At 47.8% G+C, this 21511-nt stretch carries 20 protein-coding genes and 1 riboswitch; of the genes, 13 read left to right on the forward strand and 7 right to left on the reverse strand.

Features of this window, described 5'->3' with window-relative positions; all coding sequences use genetic code 11:
- Positions 1 to 170: 170 nt before the first annotated feature.
- Together G476_RS0115940 and G476_RS0115945 are read right to left on the reverse strand one after the other, a co-directional pair.
- Positions 171 to 896, reverse strand: a complete 726-nt coding sequence (locus tag G476_RS0115940) for a LytR/AlgR family response regulator transcription factor (protein WP_026690977.1) — start codon at positions 894 to 896, stop codon at positions 171 to 173.
- Positions 897 to 960: 64 nt separating this feature from the next.
- On the reverse strand, positions 961 to 2676 hold the full coding sequence (locus G476_RS0115945) for a LytS/YhcK type 5TM receptor domain-containing protein (protein WP_342664066.1): 1716 nt from the start codon (positions 2674 to 2676) through the stop codon (positions 961 to 963).
- Positions 2677 to 2997: 321 nt separating this feature from the next.
- Positions 2998 to 3111, forward strand: a riboswitch (SAM riboswitch).
- A 90-nt stretch (positions 3112 to 3201) separates the two neighbouring features.
- On the opposite strand from G476_RS0115945, the gene G476_RS0115950 reads away from it, so the two are divergent.
- The 6 genes from G476_RS0115950 to G476_RS0115975 all read left to right on the forward strand — a co-directional run bounded on the left by G476_RS0115950 (position 3202) and on the right by G476_RS0115975 (position 9174).
- Positions 3202 to 4233 (forward strand): BMP family lipoprotein, encoded by a 1032-nt coding sequence (locus tag G476_RS0115950; RefSeq protein ID WP_026690979.1) that lies wholly within the window; start codon positions 3202 to 3204, stop codon positions 4231 to 4233.
- A 66-nt stretch (positions 4234 to 4299) separates the two neighbouring features.
- Positions 4300 to 5814 (forward strand): ABC transporter ATP-binding protein, encoded by a 1515-nt coding sequence (locus G476_RS0115955; RefSeq protein ID WP_026690980.1) that lies wholly within the window; start codon positions 4300 to 4302, stop codon positions 5812 to 5814.
- Positions 5807 to 6871 carry an ABC transporter permease gene (locus G476_RS0115960; RefSeq protein WP_026690981.1) on the forward strand — a complete coding sequence of 355 codons (1065 nt, stop codon included), beginning with the start codon at positions 5807 to 5809 and terminating at the stop codon, positions 6869 to 6871. The genes G476_RS0115955 and G476_RS0115960 overlap by 8 nt, the downstream gene beginning before the upstream one ends.
- Positions 6858 to 7775: an ABC transporter permease gene (locus G476_RS0115965; RefSeq protein WP_026690982.1), complete on the forward strand. Its 918-nt coding sequence runs from the start codon at positions 6858 to 6860 to the stop codon at positions 7773 to 7775. The genes G476_RS0115960 and G476_RS0115965 overlap by 14 nt, the downstream gene beginning before the upstream one ends.
- A gap of 15 nt (positions 7776 to 7790) precedes the next feature.
- Positions 7791 to 8453, forward strand: a complete 663-nt coding sequence (locus tag G476_RS0115970; RefSeq protein ID WP_026690983.1) for a sulfite oxidase-like oxidoreductase — start codon at positions 7791 to 7793, stop codon at positions 8451 to 8453.
- Positions 8446 to 9174, forward strand: a complete 729-nt coding sequence (locus G476_RS0115975) for a nucleoside phosphorylase (RefSeq protein WP_026690984.1) — start codon at positions 8446 to 8448, stop codon at positions 9172 to 9174. Before G476_RS0115970 ends, G476_RS0115975 begins: the two co-directional genes overlap by 8 nt.
- 367 nt (positions 9175 to 9541) lie before the next feature.
- Here the strand turns inward: G476_RS0115975 and G476_RS24090 are convergent, their stop codons facing one another.
- From G476_RS24090 to hutH, 3 genes are all read right to left on the reverse strand, one after another.
- A complete protein-coding gene (locus G476_RS24090; protein WP_281170466.1) occupies positions 9542 to 9670 on the reverse strand; it encodes a hypothetical protein in 129 nt (42 codons plus the stop codon).
- Positions 9671 to 9684: 14 nt separating this feature from the next.
- Entirely contained in the window at positions 9685 to 10191 is a 507-nt protein-coding gene (locus G476_RS0115985) for a proprotein convertase P-domain-containing protein (protein ID WP_026690985.1), read from the reverse strand.
- Between the two features lie 348 nt (positions 10192 to 10539).
- Positions 10540 to 12015, reverse strand: a complete 1476-nt coding sequence (gene hutH, locus G476_RS0115990) for a histidine ammonia-lyase (protein ID WP_026690986.1) — start codon at positions 12013 to 12015, stop codon at positions 10540 to 10542.
- A 288-nt stretch (positions 12016 to 12303) separates the two neighbouring features.
- Here hutH and G476_RS0116000 point away from each other — a divergent pair, with 288 nt between their 5' ends.
- Positions 12304 to 13128: an aldo/keto reductase gene (locus tag G476_RS0116000; RefSeq protein WP_026690987.1), complete on the forward strand. Its 825-nt coding sequence runs from the start codon at positions 12304 to 12306 to the stop codon at positions 13126 to 13128.
- A gap of 295 nt (positions 13129 to 13423) precedes the next feature.
- Positions 13424 to 13801, forward strand: coding sequence for a hypothetical protein (locus G476_RS22965; protein WP_051314875.1), 378 nt, complete (start codon positions 13424 to 13426; stop codon positions 13799 to 13801).
- A 13-nt stretch (positions 13802 to 13814) separates the two neighbouring features.
- Here G476_RS22965 and G476_RS0116010 read toward each other — a convergent pair whose 3' ends face one another.
- Complete coding sequence (locus tag G476_RS0116010) at positions 13815 to 14090, reverse strand: hypothetical protein (RefSeq protein ID WP_026690988.1); 276 nt, start codon at positions 14088 to 14090, stop codon at positions 13815 to 13817.
- Positions 14091 to 14312: 222 nt separating this feature from the next.
- Here G476_RS0116010 and G476_RS0116015 point away from each other — a divergent pair, with 222 nt between their 5' ends.
- The gene (locus tag G476_RS0116015) at positions 14313 to 15743 is read left to right on the forward strand and encodes an AraC family transcriptional regulator (protein ID WP_026690989.1); all 1431 of its coding nucleotides are present in this window, start codon (positions 14313 to 14315) and stop codon (positions 15741 to 15743) included.
- Positions 15744 to 15747: 4 nt separating this feature from the next.
- The gene (locus G476_RS0116020; RefSeq protein WP_026690990.1) at positions 15748 to 16263 is read left to right on the forward strand and encodes a GNAT family N-acetyltransferase; all 516 of its coding nucleotides are present in this window, start codon (positions 15748 to 15750) and stop codon (positions 16261 to 16263) included.
- A gap of 9 nt (positions 16264 to 16272) precedes the next feature.
- Here the strand turns inward: G476_RS0116020 and G476_RS0116025 are convergent, their stop codons facing one another.
- Positions 16273 to 17220 (reverse strand): nucleoside hydrolase, encoded by a 948-nt coding sequence (locus G476_RS0116025; RefSeq protein ID WP_035187196.1) that lies wholly within the window; start codon positions 17218 to 17220, stop codon positions 16273 to 16275.
- Between the two features lie 280 nt (positions 17221 to 17500).
- Here G476_RS0116025 and hutU point away from each other — a divergent pair, with 280 nt between their 5' ends.
- Genes hutU through G476_RS0116040 form a run of 3 tightly spaced genes read left to right on the forward strand, consistent with a single transcriptional unit; the run spans position 17501 to position 21460 of the window.
- Positions 17501 to 19165 carry a urocanate hydratase gene (hutU, locus tag G476_RS0116030; protein ID WP_026690992.1) on the forward strand — a complete coding sequence of 555 codons (1665 nt, stop codon included), beginning with the start codon at positions 17501 to 17503 and terminating at the stop codon, positions 19163 to 19165.
- 55 nt (positions 19166 to 19220) lie between these two features.
- Positions 19221 to 20492, forward strand: coding sequence for an imidazolonepropionase (gene hutI, locus G476_RS0116035; protein WP_026690993.1), 1272 nt, complete (start codon positions 19221 to 19223; stop codon positions 20490 to 20492).
- Positions 20489 to 21460 (forward strand): agmatinase family protein, encoded by a 972-nt coding sequence (locus G476_RS0116040; protein ID WP_026690994.1) that lies wholly within the window; start codon positions 20489 to 20491, stop codon positions 21458 to 21460. Before hutI ends, G476_RS0116040 begins: the two co-directional genes overlap by 4 nt.
- The last annotated feature ends 51 nt before the right edge of the window (positions 21461 to 21511 follow it).

The raw sequence follows: 21511 nt of genomic DNA on the forward strand, positions 1-21511 counted from the left end.
GAACCCGGGAATAAACCTTTTAAACCTGGGAAAAAAGTTGAGGAACCCGTAAATCTGAGAGCCTTTCCGTAGAAAAACGACCACCTACCCGTAAAAACCCCTAGCTAGGGGTCTTGGGCTTGGGCGAGGAGGTTGAATTTGGGTGAAGCATTTCTTTTATCCTTTCTACTCTAGATCTCCAACAACTGTCTAAGCTCTTTTACATAATTCCGGCTTACAGGAATATCCCCTGCTCCTCCTCGGACTTTTACTTGGTAAGCGCCGTTTAACCACGGGGTGAGGGACTCGATTCGCTCAAGGTTAACGAGGTAGCCTTTGTGAGTGCGAAAAAAGGAATGAGAGCCGAGCTTTTCTTCCAGTTCTCTTAAGGTTAAGCGCGTTGAGTAGCACGTTTTACCTACGCACACTTTTGTGTCTTTTCCTTCACGAAAGCAGTAATCGATCTCTTCTGGTGTTAGGTAGGTGATCGTTTCCTCTCGTTCGACGGCAAGACGTGAGATTTTTTTCGGTTCCGGATGTGCAACCATTGTTCCTTGTTGAGATGCGCGGATCCGCTCAACGGTTTCTTTGAGTTGATCTTCATCAAAAGGCTTTAGCAAGTAATCGAGAGCCTCCAAGCGAAAGGCGTTTACCGCGTAGTCCGGATAAGCGGTGGCAAAGACGATTGCCGGAACTTTCTTAAGTTGTTGGAGAGACTTAGCCATCTCAACGCCACTCATTTCAGCCATTTCAATGTCTAGGAAAATCACATCTGGTGCGAGCTTGAGGGCGAGCTCAAGCCCTTCTTCCCCTGAGCCGGCTTGACCAACGATGTGAATATCTTTATACTCCGATAATAAATGAACGAGTTCGTGGCGACTTAGTGGTTCGTCGTCGACAATCATTGTGCGTATCATGGGCGTTCTCCTCCTTTCTAAAAGACAGTGAAAAAGTTCGACCTTTTACTTTTTCACTGTCTTTTTATATGGTAAAAAAGACAGTTGTGCCTTCTCCTTCCGAACTTTCCACGTTCAGCTCGCTCGTTTGTCCGAACATGAGAGTGAGGCGGCGGTTGACGTTGTACAGACCGAGTCCGGTTCCTTCCTTTGATTCTACCGGCTGCTTTTTTACTTCCTCGAGTCGCTTCTCGCCTATGCCTGCGCCGTTGTCTCTGATTTCTACACGGGTAGCTCCATCGGTTTTCGCTTTGATGGAGACAGTGAGTTCGAACGTGTCTCGTCTTTTTTTACCTTCAAAGCCGTGTTTCATGGCGTTTTCGATGAGTGGTTGCAGGGTCATGGGCGGGACGGTCTGGCTGAGTGCATGGTTGTCCAGTTCGTATGTGACGCGTAGTGTGTCTTGAAATCGCGCCTCTTGGATCGTTAAGTATGCTTTGACGTGTTCGAGTTCGTCATGTAGGGTGGCTCGTTCTCGTTTGGTGCTCGTCAGGTTTTGCCTGAGGTAGCGGGACAATTGGAGAAGGAGCTTCCGGGCGTTGCCTGGGTCGATTCGGATCATGGATACGATCGTGTTTAGGGCGTTGAACAAAAAGTGCGGGCTCACTTGTGCTTGAAGGGCTTTGACTTCTGCTTCGTTTGCCAGCGTTTTGAGCTCGTCTACGCGGGCCAGTTCAAGCTGGTTGCTCAAGAACCGGGATACGCCTTTGACGAGTTCTCGTTTTGTAGGTGTGATGTCTTTTTCCGAGCTCACGTAAAATTTGAGCGTGCCGATGGTGTCCCCTTCTTGCTTGAGGGGGACGATGATGCCGGCGCGGATCGGGCAGCCTGGGTGTGTGCAGGCGATGTCTTGTGATTTGGCTTCGATAATGGCTCCTGTGTCGATCACGGTTTTCGTGGCAGGTGTTTGGATCACGCTGCCCACGGGATGGTGGTCTTTCCCCTTCCCTTCAAAGGCGAGAATACGGGTTTTGTCCGTGATCGATACGGCTACGGCTCCTACTTCTTTTACGAGAATGGCGCAGGTGGCTTTGGCCGATTCGGGTGTGAGGCCTTTACGAAGGTGGCTCACGGTTCGATCGGCAATGCGAAGAGCCCGTTCGGTTTGGGCGGCACCGATTCGCTCTTCTTCTCGCAGAACACTTCGGATGATCAGGATAAAGATCATGGCCCCTACTCCGTTGGCGAGTATCATAGGCATGCCGATCATTTGCACGAGGGCGAGAGCTTGATCAAAGGGGTTGGCGACCAACAGAATAATGCCCATTTGAATGGCTTCACAAAGGGCTCCAACTCCAAGTGCCACGGGTAAAGAAACGATTCGCTTCTTTTTGACGAATCGGTGAACAAGACCTGCGAGCATGCCCGCAATGACGGCGGAGATTCCGCACGCAAAGGCGGTGTAGCCTCCTAGGGCATAGCGATGGGCTCCGGCGATGATTCCTGCTCCTGTGCCGACGCGCCAACCGCCGAGAAGGCCGGCCACCACGATACCGATGACGCGGGAGTTTGCGAGAGCTTCGTCGTCGGCCAGGTCCCATGTCCAAACGTTGAAGGTATGGTCGTTCGGGCTCACCGCAAGGCCCGTATATGTACCGATGATGCCAAACAATCCGAATAAGAGCGTAATTTTGAGTCGTTGAGTAAACGTCACGTCGTACCGGTCGAGAATGTGGCGAAAATAAGTGATCCGGGTCATGAGAAAGGCGACGGTGACGATGATCCCCAGGCGTTCGAGCATGAGGATGAGGAGCTCTGTCATTGGGTTAGCTCCTTTCGTGTGTTCGATTGATTGTTTTTACTATGTCCCAATATCTAATAGTACATGATAGAGGATTGGGGTGGGGTTGGGAAGGGGGTTTTTGGGGGTGGGGTGCTTTGGTCGAGTTAGGGGCGGCTTTAGTCGAGTTAGCTCCTCCTTTAGTCGAGTTAGCCTCCTTTTAACCGAATTCCTCCCCTACTCCCCCCTTTTCTCGACAAAAAATCAGAATAGTATTGACATTCTGATTTATTCCTACTAAGATAGCGTTATCGATTTAAACAAATAAAGCATGATCTTGATTCCTTATCAAGAGCGGCGGAGGGACTGGCCCGATGAAGCCCGGCAACCACTGTAAGCGCGATTACAGAAAGGTGCCAATTCCTGACGAGCACAATTGTGCTCCGAAGATAAGGGGGAGTACTGTTCTTTTAAGTCTCTTCCTTTTTCGGAAGAGGCTTTTTTATTTTTACCCACACAAAAACTCACAAGAAAGTAGGGACATTCATGAAAATCAAATTATTGGCTTTTTTATCACTAGCGGTACTTCTTGTTTTAGCAGCATGCGGGGGAAACGAGGAGCCTGAAGTAGAAGCGAGTGCCGAAGCCGATGGTGGCGACGAGCTCCGAGTGGCACTTATCCTCCCTGAACGAATCGGAGTGAATCCGTTCTTTCAACAGATGGACGAAGGAGCGAATGTTGCCGCTGAGGAATACGGGGTCAGTGTAAATACGATTGAGTCCACTGACTATGCGGCGATTGAAGATAACCTGCGTGTGGCGATTTCTGAAGGGTACGACTTGATCATCACGTCGTCATTTGAATCAGAAGATGCATTGACGAAAGTGGCTTCTGAAAATCCGGATCAGCAGTTTGCCATCATTGATACGGTTGTGGATCTACCAAATGTTCAAAGTGTCACATTTAAAGAACACGAAGCGGCTTACCTCCTCGGGGCGGCTGCCGGTTTATCTACAGAAACCAACAAGGTAGGTATGATTGCCGCGGCAGACATTCCACTGTTGCAAAAATGGACCGTCGGATTTGAAGAAGGATTGAAGAAAACGAACCCTGACGCTGAGTTTCTCCTCAATTATGTAGGTGGTTTTGACGATCCGGCCAGGGCAAAAGAGTTGGCCCTCCTGCAAGCCTCAAACGGAGCTGATTTCATTGCAGGTGCTGCCGCCGTTGGGGACCTGGGTGTCTTTGAAGCAGCAGCAGAAGTAGGATTTTACACGTCCGGTCAAGACATCGACCGTACTGTCGTCAACCCGGATCATGTTGTTTTATCCCAGCTGAAAGGAACAGACGCAGCTGCATACGAAACGATCAAGTCGTTCGTGGAAGGCACTTTTGAACCGGGCGTTGTCGCGTATGGATTGGAAGACGAAGGCGTCGGGGTGACCTACATTACGCACGAAAGTGAAACTCCTCTTCATGACTTTGTATCAGAAGACGTGATTGAGGAAGTGAAGCAAATAAAAGACCAAATCATCGCTGGTGAATTGGTAGTTGAAAATCCCCTATCTGGGGAGTAAACCCTTGAGAAAGTTCATGTAACATGAACTTTCTCACTGCATTTTTTACATACGAGGTGGAAGTGGATGAGTGAACGAATTTTGATGAAGAATGTAACAAAAAAGTATGGAGATTTTTATGCCAACAATGAAATCACGTTCTCTCTTCAAGACGCTGAAATTCATGCCATTATAGGGGAAAACGGTGCCGGAAAAACCACCCTTATGCGAATCCTTTACGGCCTTGAAGAACAGACGTCAGGCAGCCTTTATGTTAACGGCAAACCGGTCCGTTTTTCTTCACCAACGGAGGCGATCAAGCGCGGGATTGGCATGGTCCACCAACATTTTATGCTGTTTCCGCATTTGACGGTGGCTGAAAACATCGTCATCGGACATGAGCCTTCATCCGCCGGTTTATTTAACCGAAAAAAAGCAGTCTCCCAAGTGAAAGAGCTCGCCGCTTCATACAAAATGACCATCGACCCAACTAAAAAAGTAAAACATTGTTCCGTTGGGGAGCAGCAGCGCATTGAAATTCTCAAGGTTCTGTATCAAGGGGCTGAAACCATTATTCTTGACGAGCCCACGGCCGTTTTAACACCTCACGAAGTTAAGGGGCTTATGGACACGTTAAAGCTTCTTGCTACTTCCGGAAAAAGTATCATCATCATTACTCACAAGTTAAAAGAAGTAATGGCCTGTGCCAATCGGATTACGGTCCTTCGAAACGGCGAAGTGACGGGCAGCCGGCACGTGGATGAAACGTCTGAAGATGAATTGGCCACTCTCATGGTCGGCCGCGATCTAAAGGAGGTGCCTCCTCGCGCGGCACAAAACGGGGCCACACACCTTGAAGTAAAGAACGTTGTGGTCGGAGAAAAAGGAGAAAAGCCTACTCTCCATCATGTGTCTCTTCAAGTAAAACAAGGTGAGATTGTCGGAATTGCCGGGGTTTCAGGCAATGGGCAATCGGAATTAATTCAAGCGATTACGGGGCTTATTCCGATTGAGTCAGGAGACGTGACAATGGATGGGGAGTCGGTAAATGAACTGACTGTTTACGAACGACGGCAAAAAGGCATCTCTCACATCCCGGAAGATCGGTATCAATGGGGCATCGCCAAAAGTGCCTCCGTTGCAGAAAATGCCCTCATGGGGTACCAATATATCGACGCTTATCAAAGCGTGCGCGGGGTAATCAATAGGCGTAGGTTTCGCCCTCTTGTGACCAAATGGATCGAGCAGTTCGCGATTAAGACGAACTCTCTGCAACAGCAGATCGATCAATTATCTGGCGGTAACATTCAAAAGCTGGTCGTCGCTCGTGAACTTGGTCATGAATCTTCTTTTTTGATCGCGGCAGAGCCTACACGAGGCGTTGATATCGGCGCCATGGAACGTATTCATGAAGCCCTGATTGAGAGGAGAAACGAAGGAGCATCCATTCTTCTCGTCTCCTCTGAGTTGAGCGAGATTCGCACCCTCTCTGACCGAATCGTTGTCATGTTTGAAGGGAAAATCGTTGGAGAGCTGTCCAGAGATGAAGCAACCGAAGAGAAAATCAGCATCTTAATGGCCGGAGGGACCGTTCATGCGTAACGAACAGATTCAAACCATTCTACAATTAACAATCGCAATTACGATTGGTGCCGTGGTAGGGGCTATCGCCATGATTGTTTCCGGTGCGCCTGTGATTACTACATACATTCAAATGTGGAACGGGGCATTCGGCAACTTCTACCTCTTCTCTTCCACATTGGCAAATGCGACACCGATTTTGCTTATCGCTTTAGGAGTCGGCATTGCGTTTCGCGCCGGTGTATTCAACCTTGGCGGGGAAGGTCAAATGGTTTTAGCCGCCGTGACTGCGTCTTTGGTCGCGATCTATTTACCAGGGCCGGGCTTTGTTAAAGTGCTTGCCGCCATCACGACCGGCTTTCTTGTGGGGGGCGGACTGTCCATGCTTGCCGGATGGATGGAGTCTAGGTTTCAAATTCAACTGATCATCTCAACTCTTTTGTTGAATTACATTGTCGTGTTGTTCGCCAGTTACTTGGTAAGCTTTCCGTTTCAAGATCGAACGGGATCAGCCGCTCTTTCACAAACGGCCATGCTCGATCCGGCCGCCCGGCTTCCAAAGCTCTTTACCGGGATGACGGTTCATTGGGGCTTTGTGATTGCCCTATTATTGGCGGTCGTTTTATACGTGATGTTGAAGCACACCTCCTTTGGGTACGACATTATGATGAGTGGAAAAAATGCGTCATTTGCTTTTTACGGGGGCGTATCGAAAACAAAAATGATGTTACACAGCATGCTCATTAGTGGCGGGCTCGCAGGCCTTGCAGGGGTGTTTGAAGTCCTTGGATCTCAATACCGGTTCGTTGACGGTTCTCTCACAGACCCCGGTTACGCTTGGTCCGGGATTATGGCCGCCCTTTTAGCCAAATCCCATCCACTTGCCATTGTATTTGCTTCCTTGTTTCTCGGGGCTCTTCACACGGGTTCACTTGGGCTCGAACGAAACACGGATGTGCCTCTTGAAATTGCTAATGTGATTAAAGCAACACTCATCTTGTTTATCACTGCAAAATTCAGCATCACGTGGTGGCAACGACGAAAGAAAGCGGGGGTGAGCACGAGTGGAACTGTTTGATTTATCGTTACTTCATTCAACAATGCGCATGTTTACACCGATCCTTTTGGCAGCATTGGGCGGCTTGTTATGTGCAAGAGTGGGCGTGTTTAACGTCGGCCTCGAGGGGCTTGTATTAATCGGGGCGTTCAGTGCGATTGTGGGGAACTACTTTACAGATAACTTGATTGTGGCCGTGACTGTGGCCATGTTGTCAGGAATGATCTTTTCTTTTTTGCTCGCCTTCATGACCATTCAGTTAAAGGCAAACGAAATTGTCGTGGGGATCGCCATCAACTTCCTCGCTCTCGGGCTTACGACGTTTCTACTGAGAACCATTTTTGATGTAAAAGGGGCTTTTTATGATTCGTCCATGAGAGGACTGCCCCGCGTTGATGTCCCACTACTTTCGGACATCCCTGCCGTTGGTGTTTTGTTTCAAAGTCAGACGCCTCTCGTTTACGTGGCTCTCGCTCTTCCATTTGTTCTTTACTTCTTTTTATATAAAACCGTAGCCGGTTTTCGCTTGCTAAGTGTCGGGTACAATCAAGCAGCTGCAAACAGTCTTGGTATTCGCACAAACGCAATCAAGTACGGTGCTCTCGGTCTTAGTGGCTTATTATGCGGCTTGGCCGGTGCTCAACTCTCACTCGGGCAAGTAACGATGTTTTCAGAAGGGATGACAGCGGGTCGGGGGTTTGTCGCACTCGTTGCGACGATGCTTGGGCAGTCCCACCCGTTCGGCGTGCTCGGAGCAAGCTTTTTATTCGGACTGGCCGATGCCATAAGTACCCGTCTTCAGAGCATTTCGATCCCAACTCAACTTACAAGCATGTTGCCTTATATCTTAACCTTACTTGTCATGTTCTTCGTCCGAGGACGAGGGGTTGAAACGAACTATTCAAACGAACAAAGTTCACGTTAAAGGAGATGAGAATTGATGAATAAAGCCGATCGTATCAAAAAGATGAAAGTCCCTAAAGTCGATCCAGCACACAATGGTCGTTTACCAACTGGCCAAGTATTGACTGAACGTTTCCCGATCTTACACGAAGGGGACGTGCCGGAATACAACTTGGATGACTGGACGTTAAAAGTGACTGGAAAAGTGAACAAAGAAATCACCGTCACGTATGAGGACATCATGAAGATGCCTCAAACGGATGTGACCTGTGACATTCACTGCGTTACCAGGTGGTCACGGTTTGACAACACGTTTTCGGGTGTGTTGTTCGAAGACTTTTTAAAGGAACTTGGCATCGAACCAGAAAGCAACTACGTGATGCTTCACGGGGATATTGGCTATACGTCCAACATTGAACTAAAAGACTTAATGGAAAAAGACATTCTTCTTGCTCATAGCTTTGAAGGAAAGCCGTTGACGAAAAAACACGGCTGGCCTCTACGACTCGTTGTGCCTCATCTTTATTTTTGGAAAAGCGTGAAGTGGCTTCGAGGCTTTGAATTTATGGATGAAAACGCACCGGGATTTTGGGAAGACAACGGATTTCATTTGCGGGGAGACCCGTTCAAGGAAGAACGCTTTTCCGGTGAAGACTTGCCAATTCCTGAAGATGAATGGGAGAAAAAAGACTATGACTAAACCCTACTTGCCTAACCTGAAAGTACATGCAGAAGAATTACCTGACCGCTTTCTCGTATGCGGCGATCCCGGTCGGGCGAAAGCCATCGCCAACGAGTTAAAAGAATCAGAACAGCTCGCTTCAAATCGGGAATATCACCTGTACCGCGGTCGTCTTCGTGATGATACGTTTATCGGCGTTGCCAGTCATGGCGTTGGTGGCCCAGGCGCTGCGGTTTGTTTTGAAGAACTTATTCAAGGTGGCGTCCGGACGATCATTCGGGTTGGTACAGCGGGCTCATATCAAAAAGACGTTCCACCGGGGTCACTTGTGATCAGTTCTGCCGCCGTTCGCTGTGACGGATTATCGAAACAACTCGTACCTGAAGGTTTCCCTGCCGTTGCCTCAAGGTATGTAGTAGAGGAGCTCAGACAGGCTGCGGACCGCGTTGATGCCGATATCGCAGAAGGCATCACTCTTACATTGGACGCCTTTTACAACGGGGTCGTCACCTTCCCTCATAACACCTACAAAGAAGCCGGTGTTTTGGCGGTGGAGATGGAAAATGCAGCCCTCTATACGATTGCGACACTTAGAGGTGTGGAAGCAGGGGCAATTCTCGCTATTGACGGCTATGCTGATGACGATTTGCGTGAAGCTTACAACCCGGATACGGACTGGGTGAAACAAGCCGTTGAGGATGAAATGGGGATCGCGTTGGAGGCGATTGGCCAGTTGTAGGTGGGAGCGAGGTGGTGGGCTGGATTTGGAGAGCGAGGGTTAGGGGTTTAGTCGAGTTAACAACCTCTTTAATCAAATTAGATTCGAGTTAGCCCTTCCCCCCACGAAGATAATAAGAAGCTCCTCTTTACTCACTTCCTTGTCTCTCTTTCTATGTTCTGGCAGTGTATTTGCGCGTTAACAATTATCAGGTTGGGTGGTCCTACTGGACTTTATGTTTAGATTACATAAGTGAGTAATGGTACACGTATTGCTCGTACATAGTCTCTGCCCACAAAAAAAGCCACACTTTCAAGGTGCGGGCCTCTTTTATGCTAATTAGTTATCACGTTTTCTTTTATTACTGTCCAGCTAAGTTTAAGAATCGTTACTTTGCTCTTACCGTCTTCACATTTTCTTTAGGAAAACTGAATTTCTTTGCAATCCCACTGTCTGTTAGTTTCGGATACTTATCTATCACTTTTCTAATTTTTTTTTCCATTTTTGGATCCATCATTTCACTCCCCTAAATTAAAGTAGTGTGGTGATCGTAAGTGTCCAGCCGCCAGCCATAACCCCAACGTCTCCACCTGCATCATCAAATGCAAACAGTTGCCAAGTGCCGTTCGGGCTTACTCCGTTAAAAATACTTAATTCCTCTTGAGGTGCTGGTGGTGGAAAAATTGGATAGTTGCTTACGAGGTAGGTGCCGCTCACAATTTGATCATCATCTGGCAATGGTTCATTGGCATCATCGTCAAACGTTATCGTAACATTATTTATTTCATCAGAGCCCCCCGCATCCCCCATCAGTCTTAACGATTGACCATTAGGTGATACGAGTAAAAGAAAGATATCATCAGGAAAGGTATGCGAAAGATCATTTAAGGTAACAGTCACCTTGATGATTGTTCCTGGCATGTTCACGTTTATTTCTGATGGATAGGGAGATGCAATCCCTTCCCCCGACTCTTGGTCCACTGGAATAAGAATCGGAGTGTCATTCGTAAAAGATTCAATTAATGTTGTAATACCCATTTCATAGTTGCCTCATTTCTTTCTAAGTTAAGGCATCCTATTCCGTAAATCTATCACTCGTGAGGTGTTTTATATTTTTCTCATCAAAATGGTTGAGATACCTAATTGCCCCTATCATGTTTGGTCTATCTGCATAGGTGAATAAACCGATAGGGTCGCTTCTGGTCTCTTTTTCCATGTTATGAGCAGATGTATTTGAGCGATTACCGGGTTGGAGCGTTGGATTCACGGCTTTGCTGTCCTCATTAACGGGTTGAGTGCTTCTTTTCACCGGTTGGAGCTACGGACTAACGGCTTCACTTCTTTTATTTACAGGATAGTCCCCCTCACCCACTCCATCCTACTCCTTTACTCCCCCAACCACGCCGCCATCCGCTCAATATCTCGTGAAAAAACTCTGTCTTCTTTAATAGAAGGAACCACTTTCCTACCCTCTTTATAATAACGGCGCGTCCGGTCGGCCATGAGCTTCACGCCTCGATGCTCCACTGCTTGCATGGAGCAAATCATCTCAATGGCAATCACTCTTCTCATGTTTCCTACAATCATACGGGCATGCCTCGCGCCTGTTGTCCCCATGCTCACGTGATCTTCTTGGTTGGCAGATGAGGGAATCGAATCGACGCTTGCCGGATGAGCCAGTGTTTTGTTTTCTGACACGAGTGATGCAGCCACATATTGCATGATCATCGCTCCCGATTCAAGCCCCGGCCGCGGACTCAAAAAAGCCGGCAAGTCGTTTAGCTGCGGGTTTACAAGACGTTCGATACGACGCTCCGAGATGTTCGCCATCTCAGCCACGGCGATTCCCATTACATCCATGGCCAAGGCAATCACCTGACCATGGAAATTCCCTCCGCTCAATACCTTTGCACCGTCGTTAAAAATAAGAGGATTATCCGTTGCTCCGTTCATTTCCGTTTCCAACTGTTTTTTTACAAAACCAAGAGCTTCGTAGCTAGCTCCGTGCACTTGAGGAATGCACCGAAGAGAGTAGGCGTCTTGTACCCTCAGTTCTCCTTGACGAGTTACGAGTTTACTGTCTTTTACTATTTCTCGAATGCGAGCAGCCACTTTCGTCTGTTCCCCGTGACCACGGGCCAAGTGAATCTGTTCATCAAAGGCGTCTACAATGCCCCGAAGCCCCTCCAATGTCATAGCCGAAATCAGGTCGGCACACGCGAAAAGCTTCTCTGCTTCGAGGTATGTGAGAGCCCCCACACTCGTCATCGCCTGCGTGCCATTAATAAGAGCGAGGCCCTCCTTTGCCCCTAACACGAGAGGCTTTAATCCTGCGTCACTCAGCGCTTTCGTTGCCGACACCTTCTGTCCGTTCACCCACACATCTCCTTCACCTAACAGGCCGAGAGCGAGATGAGCGAGGGGAGCGAGATCACCGCTTGCCCCAAGAGATCCTTGGGACGGAACAACCGGATGAATGCCGTGGTTTAAAAAAGCGATAATTTGCTCGACCACTTCCGGGCGCACGCCAGAAAAGCCTTTTAGCATCGTGTTTACCCGAAGAAGAAGCATGCCTCTAGACACATCTTCAGAAAATGGCTCCCCAACGCCACATGCATGAGATAAGATAAGGTTTCGTTGCAAGGCGACCACATCGTTCTTTTCAATCCGAATGTCACTAAACTTACCAAACCCTGTATTGATTCCGTAAACGGTGTCTCCGTTCGCAACGATTCTGTCCACCGCTTCACGGCTTTTCATGACTCTCTCCATCGCGTCTTGTTCCCATTTGACTTTCTCTTTACCGTTGACAACACGATCAAATTGCGGCAACGTCAAATGCTTCCCTGTTAAAATAACCATGTTTCTCTCCCTACCTTTCTTGAAGCACCGAAATAAAGCATGAAAAAAGAGACTTGGTTCAAAAAATCAATCCGATTTTTCGTCCAAGTCTCTCTTGTTTTTTATCCAAATGAAGCCGATCATGGCTCATCACCTGTTCTGTTTTAGATTTTGTCATGCCGATTACGCATTCTCCTTTATTGTATGAACATTCTGATATTCAGTCAACCTGAAGCGCTTTCTTTTCTCCAAATTGGTGGTGCTGTGCTATACTATTCGATGAATCGACAAAATAGGAGGAATTGCGCGATGACAAACGTAACGTTAAATAACGGACTTAGCATGCCTCAGCTTGGCTTTGGTGTGTGGCAAGTGGAAGATGATCGTGCCGTCACGGCCGTCACAAATGCTCTTAACACTGGCTACCGTTCCATTGATACAGCCATGATTTATAAAAACGAACGTGGTGTTGGAAAGGCCCTTCGCCAATCCAGTGTTCCACGTGAAAATATTTTCCTGACAACGAAAGTGTGGAACTCCGATCAAGGCTATGACGAAACGTTAAAAGCTTTTGACGAAAGTCTCGAGCGTCTTGGTACAGACTATGTTGACTTGTATTTGATTCACTGGCCGACTCCTGAGTTCGATGATTACGTGGATACATACAAAGCCCTCGAAAAGCTTTATCATGACGGTAAAGTGAAAGCGATCGGCGTATGTAACTTTGATATCGAGCACCTCGAGCGTATTCTTGACGAGTGCGACGTGAAACCTGTATTAAACCAAGTTGAATGCCACCCTTATTTGGCTCAAAACGAGCTGAAGGCGTTCTGTAAAAAACACGACATTTTCGTTGAAGCATGGAGTCCTCTCATGCAAGGGGGCGACGTTCTTGAGGACAAGGTCGTTCAAGACATTGCCAAAGCCCACGATAAAACTCCAGCTCAAGTGGTGATTCGCTGGCACCTACAAAATGACTCCATCGTGATTCCAAAATCCGTGACCCCTTCACGAATCACAGAAAACTTCGATGTGTTTGATTTTGAATTGAGTGCTGATGAAATGAACGCCATCAACGAGCTTGACCGCGGTGAACGCAAAGGACCAAAACCTTCTGAAATGAATGTTAGGTAAATATAGCGTAAGACTTGGAGAATTGATCTCCAAGTCTTTTTTTGTCTTTGGAGGGATTGTGGAAATTGCCTCTTCCTTTCCACTGGGGGGCGGGGAAAGCTACTCCGAGAGGTCAAACTTGACTTGAGGGGGTGCTAACTCGACTAAGTGCGAAACTAACTCGACTAAGTGCAATACTAACTCGACTAAACCTCAAACGAACTCAACTCTAACACTCTCTCCATCTTTTTCTTTGTGAAAAAAGCACGTTTCGTTGCATATACTTTACCACTCTACTTAAAGAGGAGGTAAACGTATGGGCATTCGCTTTATCAAATCAGCAATCATCTATTTTGCCATCAGCGTGGCGATTGTGATGTACATGACGTTGACCGGAGACACAGCCCCTTTTCACCTGTTTATTTACACCGCTCTGTTCGGTTGGGCCACACTCGCTTTAACAGGTATCATTTTTCACTTCTTCCCTAAAGCAGGAGAAAACAAGCTCGCACACCTTCATTTTTGGCTGTATAACGGGAGTCTCGCCTTCTTTTTGACCGGACATTTGCTCGACCTATTTGCACTCGATCTCATTTTCCCCCTACTCCAAACAAGCATAACCCTACTGGCTGCCAGCACCTTCGTTTTTCTTTACAATGTGTACTTGAATGTGCGCAAAAGAAAGCGACGGTAATCCATCACTACTATTAAAAGATCAGCCAAAACACCAAGTTAATGATCAACCCTGCAATCGCTCCAGTTCGCTTCGTTTCTTGGTTCAGGGAAGCGTTTTTCACCAACATCAACGCAATGAAAATCCCGAGTGGAATCGGAAACTCGTTAATCCAAAAGCTGAACCCGCCTAACAATATGTAACCTAAAAGTTTCAAATAACCGTAGTCTTCATTTTCACTTTTCTGGTGCAAAATCAGCGCAGTGATCAACAACACCCCTAAGTGTAAAAAGTCAAAATGGATATTCACTGGTCCATCCCCCTTCGTTTTATCTATTGTTTCATATATTTGGTACTCTTTCACAAACAACGATTACGATACCACAACCACCAAGACCCATACAGCCTTTTTTCACCAAGTCCATGTATGGTTAACGGCCCATGCAAATATGAATCCTTTTTAGTAAGCCATATTCAAAAGCAGGACATCCATCGCCCCATCTCGAAACCTAACTCTCAGGAGGAGATGACTATGCCAACTCTACTCATAGCCGACCGAGATCAAGAAGAGTGCCAAGGCATTCAGTGGTTGATTGAGCGCTCCACCCTTCCTTTTACAAACACAACCACCGTTCATACAAGTGAAGACATGCTCACCACTCTTGATCAAGCCGTCCCGGACGTTTTAATCGTTGAACTCGATCTGCTCACGGAAACCAACACGCTAACCAAGGTTCAAAGTCTCAACCATACAGCCATCATCGCCACCACCAACGAACCAACATACGAAAAAGCCCTACTCGCCCTTAAAATGCAAGCCCTGGACCTGCTCATCACACCACACACACCGACCAAATTACAGGCCTTACTAAAAACCGCGACCAAACAAACTCAATTTATTCAACGAACCACGAACACTCACTCCGTCGTGTATGAAGACCTATTTGTGGAAAAAAACCATAGTCGTGCGTTTAAGGCGGTCGCCTTTGCCCTCTCGAACCCTGACTCGAACGTAAAGCTCTTTGACTTTTTACACGTACAATCGTATCCTGGACCGCTTTTTCCTCTAAGCGACTGGACCTTCACCTTAAGCACGCAGGAATCTTCATCTCTATTAAAAGAAGTACGACAGCTGGTTGAAAGGTGGCACGACCAATATCCATCTCTCCCACTAGCTGCCATTGTTCATACGCCGGAGTCACGTTGTGTGTCCGATCTTTACAAGCAAACGAAGGCCCTGATCCCGATCACCTTCTATAAAGGGTTTACCCAGGTATACTCCTACGATCGTCCACTCGATTGGAAAAAAATTGATCCCTTTCTCACACCAAAAGAACAGCGGGAGTGGGTGGACATGCTCGCGCAAAAGGACACAAAAAAGGTCAAAGACTGGCTTTATCGACATTTTCTCAGTTACGAAAGTCCCTTCCCGGAGCCTCAACTCGTGCGGACCCGTTTGACGAGCATTTTAGCTCAAGTACGCCGTTACATGCGTACTTATCAACTCGATCGCGGCGAAGACGAAACAGCCTATCAAAAGCTTTATGAAGCGATTTTGCACGGGCCGACCATTTCGACCATCGTGCAAGATTTGTATTTATTTATTCATTCCACCGTCACTCATGAACCAGGAAGTATGGATGCAGTGGAACGGGGGATAGTGTATATAACGTCTCAATTGGAAGACCCAACCCTTACCCTCTTTAAAGTCGGTCAGGCAATCGGGCAAAGCCCCGGCTATTTTAGCGAACAATTGAAGAAGCGCGAAGGTCAATCATTCCGTTCTTACTTGATTTCCGTTCGTTTAAAAAAGGCTGCGTCTCTCTTAAAAAATTCAACCTTATCAATCAAGGAAATCGCCCACACGTGTGGATTTATGACGAGCAACTATTTTACACGTGTATTCAAAAATCATTATGGCATGACCCCACGAACATATAGACATGCAAAAAGAAAGGTGTAATTCGATGAGAATCAGACAAGCGGAACAACAAGACGCCAGAGGCATCGCTCGCGTTCATGTAGACAGTTGGAATGAAACGTATAAAGGCCTTGTCCCGGACGAAGTATTAGAAGGCAGAACCTACGAAAAGCAAGAACAGATGTGGCGTCGGGCCCTTTCCACCATCGATGGCGATCGGGCTATTTATGTAGCTGAGAACGACGGAGGCGAAGTGGTCGGTTTTATTACAGGAGGTCCAAACCGGATCAGTGAAGAGTTTGACGGATTTGACGGAGAGATTTATGCCGTATATGTCCTTAACAACGCTCAAGGGCAAGGGATAGGAAAACACCTCACCCACAACCTCGTCTCTTTTTTGCGAATAAAAGGATACGATTCGGTCATGGTGTGGGTGATCAAAGACAACCCCGCCGTTAAATTTTATGCACGACTCGGAGGGCGTCCAATCGGCAAACGTACAGAAACGATGGGTGATAAAGAAATTGAAGAATTGGCATTAGGGTGGGATATTTCCGAGTAGGTCCCCTTCCTACTCGGACCCTCGTGTCATCGTTTTTATAATGCTGTCCGCAAAACGATCGTACGTAAACTCCATGGCAATACGAACAACAGGGACATCCCCTTCCCACTGGGCTCTAGGTCTAAAATCGGCAATACTTTGACCACGGGTGGCCGGATCGATCGACACGGTGACTGGCTTTTCAATAAAGTCAAACATGCTAGGTTCTACTAGGACCATTAACGCGACTACATCATGAAATGGAGCTGCCGCTTCTAGCCCTGGGACAAGACGTGAGTAAGCGTCCGCATAGTAAGTAAAGATCGGTTCAATCAGCTCTGTAAATGTATTAAAATCTTGTTCGGTCACTTCCTCAATCATTTCCTCAGTCACAAGGGCGTAATCTGTCACATTCAACGGCACAAGTGTGACCCTCTCTCCTCTTGTCATGACCAAATTGGCAGCGATCGGATCGCCATAGAAGTTCGCCTCACTGAGAGACGACACATTCCCGGACGCTAAAAAAGCCCCACCCATGATGACGATTTGTTTCACTTTCTCCATCACTTCTCCTCCAAGAATAAACGCCATGGCAAGAGACGTGAGCCTTCCAACATCCACAATCGTAAGCTCCCCATCGTACCTTTCAATCACATCAAACAGATCGGTAAAGTTAAGTAATTCTCCTTTGATTTGATCAGGCGGTTCAATTGGACCAAGCCCGTCCTCTCCGTGAATTTCCGGATAAAATACGGCAACTTCCCCAGACAAAGGGAACCTGGCACCAGAATAAATAGGAATGTCCTCTCGCCCCGCCAGACTCAACAAATATAAGGCATTGTTCGTTGCTTGTTCTTGATCCACATTCCCGTACCCTGTCACAATCCCTACAAGATCAATATCAGGGTGCAAAAGAGCATACATAATCGCCACCGAATCATCAATTCCCGGATCGCAAAACAACAGGACTTTTTCCATCTGCTCTCCTCCCTTTCGTTTTATTAAAGTCACTCAAAAAAAGATAGAGTCCCTTCTTAACTTTATGTCTGGAAAGTCTTACAGTGAACCAGATCTCGTCAAGACCGTACGAAGGGCTCGGTTTCGTGATTTTTACCCCTTTTTGTGTAAAAGTGCATCTTTTTCTCTTTTCACTTCTCTATTGTCCGTGATATGTCTTCTTTTTTTGCGATACGTCCACTATTTTCAAACGTTTCTTCTTTCTATACTGACAGTAACAACCATATAGGAAGGTGAAAATATGAAAAAAACGGGAACGATCAAAAGTAAGCGTGGCACTGCTCTTGAAACAAAGGGGTGGATTCAAGAAGCTGCCCTCCGCATGTTATGCAACAACTTGGATCCTGAAGTAGCCGAAAATCCAAGCGACCTTGTCGTCTACGGTGGCATCGGAAAAGCGGCCCGAAATTGGGAGTCCTTCCATGCCATCACCGACAGTCTTAAACAACTTGAAAATGATGAGACTCTCCTCGTCCAATCAGGCAAACCCGTTGCCGTTTTTCGTACTCATTCAAACGCCCCTCGTGTTCTCATTGCCAACTCTAACCTGGTACCCGCTTGGGCCAATTGGGATCACTTTCATGAACTTGACCAAAAAGGACTAATGATGTACGGACAAATGACAGCTGGAAGCTGGATCTATATCGGCAGTCAAGGGATCGTTCAAGGAACGTACGAAACGTTCGCTGAGCTTGCAAAGCAGCACTATAACGGTTCTTTAAAAGGAACGATCACTTTGACTGCCGGGCTCGGAGGAATGGGTGGAGCTCAGCCACTTGCGGTGACTATGAATGAAGGCGTGTGCCTCGCCATTGAAGTGGATCCTTCTCGCATCGAGAAGCGTTTAGAAACAGGCTATCTCGACCAATCGACCGACTCATTGGATGAGGCACTTCGCTTGGCGAAACAATCAAAAACCCTGGGTGAGCCCCTCTCCATCGGCCTTCTCGGGAACGCGTCCGAACTTTTACCCGAAATGGTGAAACAAGGCTTCACCCCTGATGTCCTGACCGATCAAACGTCTGCTCACGATCCGTTAAACGGCTACATCCCAGAAGATTTCACCTTGGAACAAGCAGCTTCTCTGCGCTCTCGAGATCCAAAAGCGTACACCGCTCTTGCAAAAGAGAGCATGGCGGAGCACGTCCGAGCCATGCTTGAGATGAAAGCTAAAGGGGCAATTACGTTTGATTACGGCAACAACATCAGACAAGTGGCTCATGACGAAGGGGTCACAGATGCCTTTTCCTTCCCGGGATTTGTACCTGCCTATATTCGCCCTCAATTTTGTGAAGGAAAAGGACCGTTTCGCTGGGTCGCTCTGTCCGGGGATCCTGAAGACATTCGTAAAACCGACGACGTCATTTTAAAGGAATTTGCCTACAACGAGCACTTGTGCAACTGGATCCGCATGGCTCAGAAGAAAATTCAATTTCAAGGCCTTCCCTCCCGCATTTGTTGGCTCGGATACGGCGAACGAGCACGCTTTGGAAAAATCATTAACCAAATGGTCGCAAACGGCGAGCTGTCAGCCCCGATCGTAATCGGGCGCGATCACCTCGACTCCGGATCTGTTGCATCTCCGAACCGAGAAACAGAAGCGATGAAAGACGGAAGTGACGCGGTTGCAGACTGGCCGATTTTAAATGCCTTGATCAATAGCGTCGGTGGAGCAAGCTGGGTGAGCGTCCACCACGGAGGCGGTGTAGGAATGGGGTACTCCCTTCATGCCGGCATGGTCATCGTCGCCGATGGGACAAAGGAAGCGGAAGAACGTCTTGAGCGCGTTCTTACGACAGATCCAGGGATGGGCATCGTCCGTCACGCTGACGCGGGCTACACTAAGGCCATCGATACGGCTCACGAAAAAGGAATCCACATTCCCATGCTTAAAAGAAGGCACTGAAAAAGTTCGATCTTCAACTTTTTCAATGCCTTCTTAAAAAGAAAGGAGAATCGCAATGAGCTACACATTTATCAAACATGCCAGTGAATTACTTACAGTTAAAGGACATTCCGAACACCCCGCCACAAAAGATGCCATGAACAACCTTCACATCATTGAAGACGGTGCGGTCCTCATCAAAGATGACCAAATTGTAGATGTGGGCTCGACCGAGAAACTCGAACGGCAGTACGCCGACCTTCTTGATCACGCTAGTGTCATCGACGCGAAAAACAAAGTCGTGGCACCTGGTCTTGTGGACCCACATACTCACCTCGTATTTGCGGGAAGTCGGGAAAATGAATACAACTTGCGACTTCAAGGGGCCAAGTACATGGACATCATGGCCAAAGGGGGCGGTATTCACGCTACTACTCGATCGACACGCCTTGCATCAGCTGAGCAATTATACGCAGAAAGCCGCCCACGTCTAGATTCCTTTTTAAAACACGGGGTCACTACCGTCGAAGCAAAGAGCGGATATGGCATGGAATGGGAAGTAGAGCGAAGGCAAATGGAAGTGGCTCATCAGTTGAACGCTGATCATCCGATCGACATTGTGAGTACGTTTATGGGTGCCCATGTGATACCAGAAGAGGATAAAGCTCATCCAGACCGGTTTGTGGATGAGTTAATTGAAGAGATGATTCCACGAACAGCCGAGCTTGGCCTTGCGGAATTCAACGATGTGTTTTGTGAGCGAGGCGTCTATACCCCTGAGCAGTCGCTTCGAATTTTGGAAGCGGGAAAGAAACACGGACTCGTCCCGAAAATCCACGCTGATGAGATCGAACCTTACGGAGGAGCTGAAATTGCCGCAGAAGTGGACGCCGTTTCTGCCGATCACCTCTTAAAGGTATCTGACCGGGGACTTAGCATGATGGCTCATAAAGGGGTCGTAGGGGTCCTTCTTCCCGGAACAGCCTTCTTTCTCATGACTGAGGCTGCCAATGGGCGGAAGATGATTGATGCGGGCGTTCCGGTTGCCCTCTCTACCGACCGTAATCCCGGGTCCTCTCCAAGTACGTCCATGCCTTTCATGATCAACTTGGCGAGCCTTACGATGGGCATGACACCTGCCGAAGCGATCGTGGGAGCCACCATTAACGCTGCCCACGCGATCAAACGGGCGGATCGAATAGGAAGCATTGAAGCTGGAAAAAAAGCGGATCTCGTCATCTGGGACATCCCGAATCACATGCAGTTTACTTATTTGTACGGCGTAAACCATACAGAAACTGTGATAAAAAACGGCCGTGTGGTTGTGGATAAGGGGGTTCTCGTGTGAACGGGCATTACGAAGGGCTTGAACCTCCACCGTTTATATGGAATCAGGTAAGAGACCGACCAGAAAAAGTTCACGAATGGATTCGACCGGTTAGTGGAAAAAAAACGGAGGATGCAGACGCGGTTCTTTACGGCGTTCCTCTCTCCCGCTCCTCAATCAGTGCATCGGCCGCCTCTCTATTCCCGGAAGCGTGCCGTCGGGCATGGCGGGGTTTTACGACATACAACATAGACGAAGATGTGGATGTAAACCGACTCACGGTGTATGATTTAGGGGATGTCAAACAACATGTAACGGACATCTCAAGGTGCCACAAAAACATTACCTCGGCAGCCAAGTCCGTGGCAGAAACACATCCTTCAAGTGTGGCTGTTGCGATCGGGGGCGATCACTCGATTACGGCCATGATTGTCAAAGGAATCAAAGCGGCGTCACCGGAACTCTCAATTGGAATCGTTCAACTGGATACTCACTTTGACTTAAGAGATATGAAGGAGCTAGGTCCTGCGAACGGTACTCCGATACGAAACATCATTGAATCAGGGCTTGTAAAAGGAGAGCACATTCATACGATCGGCTTGCACGGCTTCTACAACACACCTGATTTAAAGAAATACGCTGATACAAACGGCATCCACTACACGACGCTTAAACAGGCCCGTAAAAACGGCGTTGCAGAAACGGTGGCAAAAGCGCTGAAGGACTTGAGTGAACGCGTGGATCGTGTTTATTTTACCTGCGACATGGATGTGTTGGATATGGCCTATGCGCCGGGGGTTCCGGCGTCGACACCGGGAGGGATGCGGACGGATGAGCTGTTTGACTCGGCGCTAGTGTGCGGACAGAATCCGAACGTGATGGCGATGGATATTGTGTGCTTGGATCCTGACAAGGACGTGAGTGGAATGACGGTCAAGGCTGGAACGCACGTGATGATGTCGTTTTTGACGGGGGTTGCGATGAGGTAAAAGTTGTTTGCGAAGATCCCCGGTTCATTGTGGACCGGGGTCTTTTTAGCC

Origin of the sequence: Alteribacter aurantiacus DSM 18675, assembly GCF_000429705.1 — a bacterium.
GTDB classification, from domain to species: domain Bacteria; phylum Bacillota; class Bacilli; order Bacillales; family Salisediminibacteriaceae; genus Alteribacter; species Alteribacter aurantiacus.